Source organism: Plantibacter sp. T3 (genome assembly GCF_902506515.1).
Taxonomy (GTDB): Bacteria; Actinomycetota; Actinomycetes; order Actinomycetales; family Microbacteriaceae; genus Plantibacter; species Plantibacter auratus.
Map to the genome: position 1 here is coordinate 2,428,364 of NZ_LR733286.1, position 10,567 is coordinate 2,438,930.

9 protein-coding genes and 1 tRNA gene are annotated in these 10,567 nt (G+C 68.3%); 6 read left to right on the top strand and 4 right to left on the bottom strand.

Annotation, left to right across the window (positions count from 1 at the left end; genetic code table 11):
* Positions 1-66 precede the first annotated feature (66 nt).
* From GV015_RS11650 to clpX, 6 genes are all read left to right on the top strand, one after another.
* Positions 67-140: transfer RNA gene (locus GV015_RS11650), tRNA-Pro, on the top strand.
* Positions 141-195: 55 nt separating this feature from the next.
* The gene (gene tig / locus GV015_RS11655) at positions 196-1,668 is read left to right on the top strand and encodes a trigger factor (protein ID WP_159878458.1); all 1,473 of its coding nucleotides are present in this window, start codon (positions 196-198) and stop codon (positions 1,666-1,668) included.
* An 84-nt stretch (positions 1,669-1,752) separates the two neighbouring features.
* Positions 1,753-2,259: a tetratricopeptide repeat protein gene (locus GV015_RS11660; RefSeq protein WP_159878460.1), complete on the top strand. Its 507-nt coding sequence runs from the start codon at positions 1,753-1,755 to the stop codon at positions 2,257-2,259.
* 144 nt (positions 2,260-2,403) lie between these two features.
* On the top strand, positions 2,404-2,997 hold the full coding sequence (locus GV015_RS11665) for an ATP-dependent Clp protease proteolytic subunit (protein ID WP_056006680.1): 594 nt from the start codon (positions 2,404-2,406) through the stop codon (positions 2,995-2,997).
* A gap of 30 nt (positions 2,998-3,027) precedes the next feature.
* Positions 3,028-3,696 carry an ATP-dependent Clp protease proteolytic subunit gene (locus GV015_RS11670; RefSeq protein WP_056006676.1) on the top strand — a complete coding sequence of 223 codons (669 nt, stop codon included), beginning with the start codon at positions 3,028-3,030 and terminating at the stop codon, positions 3,694-3,696.
* Positions 3,697-3,807: 111 nt separating this feature from the next.
* On the top strand, positions 3,808-5,085 hold the full coding sequence (clpX, locus tag GV015_RS11675) for an ATP-dependent Clp protease ATP-binding subunit ClpX (protein ID WP_064295154.1): 1,278 nt from the start codon (positions 3,808-3,810) through the stop codon (positions 5,083-5,085).
* 72 nt (positions 5,086-5,157) lie between these two features.
* Here clpX and GV015_RS11680 read toward each other — a convergent pair whose 3' ends face one another.
* From GV015_RS11680 to valS, 4 genes are read right to left on the bottom strand one after another with little or no spacing between them, the layout of a single operon-like run.
* Positions 5,158-7,191 (bottom strand): M3 family metallopeptidase, encoded by a 2,034-nt coding sequence (locus GV015_RS11680; RefSeq protein ID WP_159878462.1) that lies wholly within the window; start codon positions 7,189-7,191, stop codon positions 5,158-5,160.
* A 33-nt stretch (positions 7,192-7,224) separates the two neighbouring features.
* Positions 7,225-7,482, bottom strand: a complete 258-nt coding sequence (locus GV015_RS11685) for a hypothetical protein (RefSeq protein ID WP_159878464.1) — start codon at positions 7,480-7,482, stop codon at positions 7,225-7,227.
* Positions 7,482-7,928, bottom strand: coding sequence for a GNAT family N-acetyltransferase (locus tag GV015_RS11690; RefSeq protein WP_064295157.1), 447 nt, complete (start codon positions 7,926-7,928; stop codon positions 7,482-7,484). Before GV015_RS11690 ends, GV015_RS11685 begins: the two co-directional genes overlap by 1 nt.
* The gene (gene valS, locus GV015_RS11695) at positions 7,925-10,522 is read right to left on the bottom strand and encodes a valine--tRNA ligase (RefSeq protein WP_159878466.1); all 2,598 of its coding nucleotides are present in this window, start codon (positions 10,520-10,522) and stop codon (positions 7,925-7,927) included. The genes GV015_RS11690 and valS overlap by 4 nt, the downstream gene beginning before the upstream one ends.
* Positions 10,523-10,567 lie beyond the last annotated feature (45 nt).

The following is a 10,567-nucleotide window of genomic DNA, read 5'->3' on the forward strand; positions in this document are numbered from 1 at the left end:
AGACTGACCGAGGCCATTTCGCCCACCGCTCGTCGGTCGGGCCGGCTGGCCGGATTGTCGCCGATCCGGGGCGTAGCTCAGCTTGGTAGAGCGCCCGGTTTGGGACCGGGAGGTCGCAGGTTCGAATCCTGTCGCCCCGACTCCGTTTTGCGTCCTCAACTGAGGCAGAATCCCCGACACAGGAGAAGTAATCACGTGAAGACCACGGTCGAGAAGCTGAGCCCCACTCGCGTCAAGCTCGCCATCGCGGTGACGCCCGAGGAGCTCAAGCCGAGCATCACCCACGCCTACGGACACATCGCCGAGGACATCAACGTCCCAGGCTTCCGTAAGGGCAAGGTGCCACCGGCGATCATCGACCAGCGCGTCGGCAAGGGCGCCGTGATCGAGCACGCCGTCAACGAGGGCCTCGACGGCTTCTTCCGCAAGGCACTCGAGGAGAACGAACTCCGTCCGCTCGGCCGCCCGCAGGCCGACATCGTCGAGTGGCCGAACGAGAAGGACTTCTCCGGCGACCTGCTCGTGAACATCGAGGTCGACGTCCGTCCCGAGATCACGCTTCCCGCCTACGAGGGCCTCAAGCTCACCGTCGACGCCCAGGAAGCCGGCGAAGCCGACGTCCAGGACGAGCTCGACCGCATCCGTGCACGCTTCGGCACGCTCGTGACCGTCGACCGCCCGGCCAAGACGGGCGACTTCGCCCAGCTCGACCTGGTCGCCAAGATCAACGACGCCGAGGTCGACCGCGCGAGCGGCGTCTCCTACGAGATCGGTTCGGGCGAGCTGCTCACCGGCATCGACGAGGCACTCGACTCCCTCACCGCCGGTGAGACCACCACTTTCACCTCGCCGCTGCTCGGTGGCGAGCACGAGGGCGAGGACGCCGAGGTCACCGTCACGCTGACCGCCGTCAAGGAGCGCGAGCTTCCCGAGGCCGACGACGACTTCGCTCAGATCGCGAGCGAGTTCGACACCATCGACGAGTTCAAGGCGCAGCTGCGCGAGGTCGTCGAGCGCCAGCAGGTCATCACCCAGGGCCGCGACGCACGCACCGCGCTCGTCGACGCCATGCTCGAGGCCGCGCAGATCCCCGTGCCCGAGAGCGTCATCGAGGACGAGGTGCACCGTCACCTCGAGGGCGAGAACCGCCTCGAGGACGACGAGCACCGCGCCGAGGTCACCGAGTCCAGCGAGAAGGCACTGCGCACGCAGCTCCTCCTCGACGCACTCGCGGAGTCGCTCAACGTCCAGGTGAACCAGAACGAGCTCACCGAGTACCTCATCCAGAGCGCGTCGCAGTACGGCATGGAGCCCGGTGAGTTCATCGAGGCACTCGGCCAGCAGGGTCAGATCCCCGCCATGGTCGGCGAGGTCGCCCGCAACAAGGCCATCGCCATCGCGCTCGGCAAGGCCGAGGTCGTCGACTCCAACGGCAAGCCTGTCGACCTGAGCGACTTCGTCGCCGTGGTCGAGGACGAGGACGAGGACGCCGCCACCGAGACTGCAGCCGACGAGACGACCGAGGCTCCGGCCGAGGACGCCGCCGACGAGGCTCCGGCCGAGGCAGAGCCGAAGAAGGCCGCCGCCAAGAAGGCACCTGCGAAGAAGGCGCCCGCCAAGAAGGCACCGGCCAAGAAGGCCGCTGCCGACGAGGCCGCTGCCGAGTAGGACAGCACCAGCAGTGACGACAGGGGCGGAAGCGATTCCGCCCCTGTCGTCGTCTCCGGACACGTCAGCCGAATGGGAGCCATCATGACGACGACCGACGCAACCGGCTGGGACGACCGCGTCGCAGCCGTCTGGGCCGACGAGACCATCGACGACGAGCAGCGCATCGCGGCCATCGACGCCCTGGCCGCCGAGCGTCCGCCGGGTGACGCCCGCGCCGCGTTCGAGGCTGCCGGTGCACGCGACTCCGCCGGCCACGAGGTCGAGGCCGAGGTCTGCTATCGCGCCGCGCTCGAGGCCGGGCTCGACGAGGAGCACCGTCCGCAGGTGATCATCCAACTGGCCAGCACCCTCCGCAACCTCGGTCGGACCGCTGAGAGCGTCGTCCTGCTCGAACAGCAGCTCGCGGACGATCCGACCGGTCCGTACGCGGACGCGACCGCGGCCTTCCTGGCCCTGGCGCTCGCCAGCTCGGGGGACCCGCGTCGAGCGACCGCCGTCGCCCTCCGCGCCCTCGTGCCGCACCTGCCGCGATACCACCGGTCCGTCCGCGCCTACGCCGACGAACTCGAGACGGATCCGCTCCGCTGAGCCCCGACGGTCGCGCCTTCCGTCCGCTCGCCGTCCGCTGCCGGCGAACCCCGTCGCCCGGGAGTCTGCCGAGGGCGAACAGGGCGTTGGTGGTGCGTCGCCTCCGATAGATTCGAACCACTGCACAACCGAAACGGAGCGATAATGGCCGAACCACAGTTCTCGCCCAGTGTCTTTGACCGCCTGCTGAAGGACCGGATCATCTGGCTGGGCGCCGAGGTCCGCGACGAGAACGCGAACGAGATCGCGGCCAAGCTGCTGCTCCTCGCCGCGGACGACCCGAAGCGCGACATCTACCTCTACATCAACTCGCCCGGTGGCTCCATCACGGCCGGCATGGCCATCTACGACACCATGCAGTTCGTGCCGAACGACATCGTCACGGTCGGTATCGGCATGGCCGCGTCGATGGGTCAGCTCCTCCTCACGGCCGGCACCAAGGGCAAGCGCTACATCACCCCGAACGCCCGCGTGCTCCTCCACCAGCCGCACGGCGGATTCGGCGGGACGTCGAGCGACATCCAGACCCAGGCGCAGCTCATCCTCGACATGAAGCGCCGTCTCGCCGAGATCACCGCGGCGCAGACCGGCAAGAGCGTCGAGCAGATCAACGCCGATGGCGACCGCGACCGCTGGTTCAACGCCGAAGAGGCGCTCGAATACGGTTTCGTCGACCACCTCCGTGAGTCCGCGCTCGACGTGGCCGGCGGCGGCGGAACCGTCGACAGCGACAAGTAACCCGGCTTCGACCAGACAGGAATGCAACACATGGAGACTCCAACGTTCAGTGCGGCGGGCCGCTCGCTGCAGATGCCGGGTGCTCGCTACATCCTCCCGAGCTTCGAAGAGCGCACGGCCTACGGCTACAAGCGCCAGGACCCGTACGCGAAGCTCTTCGAGGACCGCATCATCTTCCTCGGCGTGCAGGTCGACGACGCATCGGCCGACGACATCATGGCCCAGCTGCTCGTGCTCGAGAGCATGGACCCCGACCGCGACATCGTCATGTACATCAACTCACCCGGTGGCTCGTTCACCGCGATGACGGCGATCTACGACACGATGCAGTACATCCGTCCGCACGTCATGACGGTGGTCCTCGGACAGGCGGCCTCCGCCGCTGCCGTGCTCACCGCCGCCGGCACGCCGGGCAAGCGCCTGGCCCTCCCGAACGCCCGCATCCTGATCCACCAGCCCGCCGTCGGCGAGGCCGGCCACGGACAGGCTTCGGACATCGAGATCCAGGCGGCCGAGATCCTCCGCATGCGCGGCTGGCTCGAGTCGACCCTCGCACACCACTCCAACCGTTCGGTGGAGCAGGTCAACAAGGACATCGACCGCGACAAGATCCTCTCGGCCGCCGAGGCGCTCGAGTACGGTCTCATCGACCAGGTGCTCACCTCGCGGAAGAACCCGGTCGCGGCCATCACGGCCTGACCCGGCTCCCGTGCTCACGACTCGGCGCGTCATCCCAGCGGGGTGGCGCGCCGAGTTGTCGCAGGGACAGGTTAGGCTCGGAGCACCGAATCTCCAGGGAGAGGGAAAGACATGGCACGGATAGGCGAAAGCGCCGATCTGCTCAAGTGCTCGTTCTGCGGCAAGAGCCAGAAGCAGGTCCAGCAGCTGATCGCTGGTCCCGGCGTGTACATCTGCGACGAGTGCGTCGAGTTGTGCAACGAGATCATCGCCGAGCGACTCGCTGAAGCGAGCGAGGAGACGGTGAGCGAGTTCGACCTCCCGAAGCCGAAGGAGATCTTCGCCTTCCTCGAGGAGTACGTCATCGGCCAGGAGGCCGCGAAGAAGGCGCTCTCGGTCGCGGTGTACAACCACTACAAGCGCGTCCGCTCACGCGCCACGCTCGCTCCCGCCGAGACGGTGCACGACGACATCGAGATCGCGAAGAGCAACATCCTCCTCATCGGGCCGACCGGATGCGGCAAGACGTATCTCGCGCAGACCCTCGCGAAGCGACTGAACGTCCCCTTCGCCGTCGCCGATGCGACCGCACTGACCGAGGCCGGCTACGTCGGCGAGGACGTCGAGAACATCCTCCTCAAGCTCATCCAGGCCGCCGACTACGACGTCAAGCGCGCGGAGACCGGCATCATCTACATCGACGAGGTCGACAAGATCGCCCGCAAGGCGGAGAACCCCTCCATCACGCGCGACGTCTCCGGTGAGGGTGTCCAGCAGGCGCTCCTCAAGATCCTCGAGGGAACCGTCGCCTCGGTACCCCCGCAGGGCGGCCGGAAGCACCCGCACCAGGAGTTCATCCAGATCGACACGACGAACGTCCTGTTCATCGTCGCCGGGGCCTTCGCCGGGCTGGAGGAGATCATCTCCTCCCGAGCGGGCAAGAAGGGCATCGGTTTCGGCGCACCCCTGCACAGCAAGGGCGACGACGTGAACCTCTTCGGTGAGGTCCTGCCGGAAGACCTCCACAAGTTCGGCCTCATCCCTGAGTTCATCGGCCGGCTGCCGGTCGTCACGACGGTCACGCCGCTCGACCAGCACGCGCTCATGGAGATCCTCACGGTCCCGAAGAACGCGCTCGTGCGTCAGTACCAGCGTATGTTCGAGATCGACGGCGTCGAGCTGGAGTTCGACCAGGCGGCACTCGAAGCGATCGCCGACCTCGCCGTCCTCCGCAAGACCGGTGCCCGAGGGCTCCGAGCCATCATGGAAGAGGTGCTCGGGCCGATCATGTTCGAGGTGCCCTCCACCGACGAGGTCGCTCGCGTCGTCATCACCCGGGAGTCCGTCGTCGAGAACGCGGCCCCGACGATCGTCCCGCGTGCGGCTCGCCGCCAGGAGAAGTCGGCTTAGACGACCCCCAGCGGTGAACAAGCCCGCCGCAGCCCCCGGATCCTCCGGAGTCGCTGCGGCGGGCTTCGTCGTTCAGTCCTCGAGCCCGCGGCGTCGGAGGAGCGGCTCGATGACCGCGTCGCGCCCACGGAATTCGCGGTAGGCCTCCAGAGGATCCTTCGAACCGCCGACCCCGAGGAGCTTGGTGCGGAAGCGGTCGCCGTTCTCCCTCGTCAGTCCGCCGTTCTCCGTGAACCAGTCGACGGTGTCGGCGTCGAGCACCTCGCTCCAGATGTAGGAGTAGTAGCCGGCGTCGTATCCACCCGAGAAGGTATGGGCGAAGTACGTGCTCGCGTAGCGGGGCGGGACGGCCGGATTGTCGAGTCCGGCGGATCGGAGTGCCGCCGCCTCGAACGCCTCCACATCGTCGACCCTGTCATCTGCACCGATGCTGTGCCACGCCTGGTCGAGCATCGCCGCTGCAAGGTACTCGCTCGTCGAGAAGCCCTCGTTGAACCCCTCGGACGCCTGGAGCTTCGCCACCAGTTCCTGCGGCATCGGCTCACCGGTCTCGACGTGCCTGGCGTAGCCGGCGAGCACCTCGGGCCACAGCATCCACATCTCGTTCACCTGGCTCGGGAACTCGACGAAGTCCCGGAAGACGTTCGTACCGGAGAACCGCGGGTACTCGACCTCCGCGAAGAGACCGTGCAGCGCGTGGCCGAACTCGTGGAAGAAGGTCGTGACCTCGTCGAGGCTCAGCAGGGTCGGTTCGCCGTCGGCAGGCTTCGGGACGTTCAGGTTGTTGACCACGACGGTGGGCTGGTCGAGCAGGCGGTTCTGGGAGATGAGCGCGTTCATCCAGGCGCCGCCGCGCTTGCTGTCGCGGGTGTACAGGTCCAGGAGGTACAGGCCGAGGCCGGAGCCGTCCTCGTTCCAGACCTCGAAGACACGGACGTCGGGGTGGTAGCCCTGAAGATCGCTCCGTTCGGCGAAGGTGATGCCGTAGAGCTTGGTCGCTGCGGCGAACACCCCGTCGAACAGGACCCGCTCCGCTTCGAAGTACGGGCGCATCACGCTGGTGTCGACATCGAACCGGTCGATCCTGACCTGTTCGGTCGCGAACGGCCAATCCCAGGCCTCGACGGTCTCGAGACCGGTGACCCGCTCGAGCTCGCGCTGTTCCCGATCCGCGTTGCGGGCGGCGGGGATCGCCAGACGGGAGAGGAGCGCTGCGACGGCCTCCGGGGTCCCCGCGGTCTGGTCCGCGGTGACCACTGCCGCGTGCGACGGGAACCCCAGGAGCGCGGCGCGCTCAGCGCGGAGGCGGGTGATCTCGAGGACGAGGTCGCGGTTGTCGTTCGGTCCGCCGTGTGTGCCGCGAGCACGGGAGGCCGTCATGATCCGCTCGCGGACGCCACGGTGCGTCAACGACGACAGCGCCGGATGGCCGGTCGGGAGGACGAGGGTGACGAGCCAGCCGTCGAGGCCTCGCTCGGCGGCCGCCTGGGCCGCGGCGGAGATCTCGCCCGCACTCAGGCCGTCGAGCTCCGCGGCATCGGTGAGGTGGACGGCGAGCTCGTTGGTGTCGGCCAGGAGCCGCTTCTCGAACCGGGTGGTCAGTGTCGAGAGGCGGAGATTGAGGTCGGAGAGCCGCTGCTTCTCCTCGGCGTCGAGACCTGCGCCCGCGAGCGTGTGTTCGCTGTACACGCGTCGGACCAGGTAGACCGCCTCGGCGGTCAGCTGGAGCTCGTCGAGACTCGCGTGGACCGCCGCGATCCGCGCGTAGAGCGCGGGGTCGAGCCTGATCGCGTCCTCGTGGGCGGCCAGCTGCGGAGCGAGCTCCTCCTCGAGTTCATTGGTGAACGCGGAGCTGTCCGCCGAACTCTGATTGAAGAAGACCGCTGCGACCCGCCTGAGGATCGCGCCGCTCCGTTCGAGCGGGATCAGCGTGTTCTCGAAGGTCGGCGCGTCGTCCTGCGCGGTGATCGCCGCGATCTCATCGAGTTGCTGCGCGAACCCGGCTGTGAAGGCGGGGCGGAAGTGCTCCGCGCGGATCTCGCCGAACGGCGGCAGCTGATAGGGGAGTGTGCTCGGCTGGAGGAACGGATTCGTGTGTGATTCCATACCTCACCCTATCCAGCGTGCCGGGGAGGAGGCTCAGTCCTCGTCGTCGTCGTGGTCGTCGTCCGGTCGGGTGAGGCTGACGGATCCGTCCGCGTGCTGACGGATGGTCGTACCGTCGTCGAGCTCGACCACGGGCCGGCGTTCGAGCCAGGTGAGGGTCCAGCGCCACGAGGACGTGTCGACGCCCTGCGCGAGCAACTCATGCTCCTCAGCGGCGATGGCCGTCTGCACCGGCGTCGGCACGTTCTCCGGTGGCTTGGCGCCGACGGCCCAGCGGGTTCCGAGTTGCATCACGGCTCCAGGTCGTAGGTGACCCAGCTCGTGCGGGTCGCCAGCTTGTCGTACACGGCCTGGGCGCGCTCGTTGTCGGCGGCGGTGATCCACCGGACGACGCTGTGGCCGTCCGCCTTCGCGAGGTCGCGGACGTGCTCGATCAGCGCGGTCCCGACCCCGCCGGTGCGGGCGTCCTCGGCGACGAAGAGGTCGTCGAGGTAGAGCCCGGTCCCACCGGCGAGGGCACGGGGGAACACGCGATAGTGGGCGAGCCCGACGAGGGCGCCCTGTGCGTCCTCAGCGACGAGCGCGGTCAACGGATGGGTCGGGTCGCTGAGCCAGCCCCACACGAGCACGGCCTTCTCGTCGGTCAGGGGGTTGCCGTAGAACTCCCCGTAGCCGGAGTACAGCGCGTGCCAGGCGAACAGGTCGCTCTCGACGGCGGGACGGATGGTGACGCTCATGCGCGTGCCTCCTCGGCGTCGGCCGCCGGCGTGAAGACGATGTCGCCGACCGACAGGACGTCGGCGGTGCGGAACTCGAGGGACTCGATGCGTCCGACGGCGCGGAGGTCGTCTGCGACGAGCTCGAGCAGCTCGATCGATGCGGCGGGTCCGGCGATGACCGCGGAGTCCACCGGGGTCTTCTGGGAAGCCTTGGCGTCGGTCTTCGCGCGCCGGATGCCCGTGAGCGCCTCGCTCGCGAGCTGCAGCACCTGCGGTTCGCCCGCCGCGAGTCCTGCGAACTCCTCGTCGGTCGGCCAGCTGGCACGGTGCACGGAGCCGTCGTGCGTCCAGGACCAGGCTTCCTCGGCCGCGAACGGGATGAACGGGGCGAACAGGCGGAGCAGGGTCGAGAGCGCGATCCGCAGCGCGGCCACCGCCGAAGCCTGCTCAGGGCTCTCCTCGCCGTAGGCCCGCTCCTTGACGAGCTCGAGGTAGTCGTCGCAGAACGTCCAGAAGAACGCCTCGGTGAGCTCGAGGGCGCGCGCGTGGTCGTAACCGGCCAGCGCAGTGCTGGCGTCGGCGACGGTCTTGCGGAGCACGCTCAGCATGGCGAGGTCGACGGCCTCCGTCACCGGGGCGTCTTCACGACCGGTGAACCCGAGGATGAACTTCGAGGCGTTGAGCACCTTGATCGCCAGGCGCCGGCCGATCTTGATCTGCGTCGGGTTCTGCGGGTCGAAGGCGGCGTCGGTGCCGAGACGGCTCGAGGCCGCCCAGTAGCGGACGGCGTCCGAACCGTGCTGCTCGAGCATGGCCGCCGGCGTGACGACGTTGCCCTTCGACTTCGACATCTTCTTGCGGTCGGGGTCGACGATGAAGCCGGACACGGAGGCGTGCTCCCACGGCTTCTGGTCGTACTCGAGGACGCTGCGGAGCATGGTGGAGAACAGCCAGGTGCGGATGATGTCCTGACCCTGCGGGCGCAGCGAGTACGGGAACACCAGGTCCCAGAGCTCGGGGTCGCGCGCCCAGCCGCCGGCGAGCTGCGGGGTGAGGCTCGACGTGGCCCAGGTGTCCATGACGTCGACCTCGCCCATGAACCCGCCGGGCACGCCGCGCTGCGACTCGTCGTAACCGGGTGCGGCATCGCTGGACGGGTCGACGGGCAGGGTGGCGTGGTCTGGCGCGATCGGCTGGTCGTAGACCGGGTTGCCGTCGGCGTCGAGCGGGTACCAGAGGGGGATCGGCACACCGAAGAAGCGCTGGCGGGAGATCAGCCAGTCGCCGGACAGGCCACCGACCCAGTTCTCGTAGCGCACGCGCATGAAGTCGGGGTGCCACTCGAGCTCCGAGCCGAGTTCGAGGAGGCGGCTGCGGAGCTGTTCGTCGCGGGCGCCGTTGCGGATGTACCACTGGCGGGTCGAGACGATCTCGAGCGGCTTGTCGCCCTTCTCGAAGAACTTCACCGGGTGGGTGATCTGCTTCGGCTCGCCGATCAGGTCACCCGAGGCTGCGAGGAGGTCGACGACGGTCTGCTTGGCGCTGAAGACGGTCTTCCCGGCGAGCTGCGCGTATGCCTCGAGACCGGCTTCGGAGGTGATCGCCTCAGGGGCCTCCGAGATGACGCGGCCGTCGAAGCCGAGGATTGCGCGGTTGGGCAGGTCGAGTTCGCGCCACCACACGATGTCGGTGATGTCGCCGAAGGTGCACACCATCGCGATGCCGGCGCCCTTGTCGGGCTGGGCGAGGTGGTGGGCGAGCACGGGCACCTCGACGCCGAACACGGGCGTGGTCACGGTCGTGCCGAACAGCGGCTTGAAGCGCTCGTCGTCGGGGTGGGCGACGAGGGCGACGCAGGCGGGGAGGAGCTCCGGCCGTGTGGTCTCGATCTCGATGGTGCCGCCGTCGGGGCGGTGGAAGGAGAGTCGACGGTAGGTGCCCGGCTGCTCCTTGTCCTCGAGCTCCGCCTGGGCGACCGCCGTGCGGAAGGTGATGTCCCAGAGGGTCGGCGCCATGGCCTGGTAGGCCTCGCCGCGGTCCAGGTTGCGCAGGAACGCGAGCTGGCTCGCCGTGATCGACTCGTCGCCGATGGTGCGGTAGCTCTGCGTCCAGTCCACGGAGAGGCCGAGCGCACGCCAGACGGCCTCGAACTGCTGCTCGTCCTCGACGGTGAGGCGCTCGCACAGCTCGATGAAGTTGCGACGCGAGATCGGGATCTGGTCGGCGGCCTTGGTGCTCTTGTTGTCGCCACCCTCGAACGGCGGGGTGAAGTCGGCGTCGTAGGGGAGCGTCGGGTCGCACCGGACGCCGTAGTAGTTCTGGACGCGGCGTTCGGTCGGGAGACCGTTGTCGTCCCAGCCCATGGGGTAGAAGACGCGCTTGCCGGTCATCCGCTGGTAGCGGGCGATCACATCGGTGTGCGTGTAGCTGAAGACGTGACCGATGTGCAGGGAGCCGGATGCGGTCGGCGGCGGGGTGTCGATCGAGTAGATGCACTCACGCGTGGCGCCGTCGCGCTCGAACCGGTAGGTCCCCGCGGACTCCCAGGAGGAGCCCCACTTCTGCTCGAGACCTTCGAGGGCCGGCTTGTCCGGGATGCTGGCAGCGGTCATGAGGCGATCTCCTGCTGATATGTGCGGCACCGTGTCTGCGTGCCT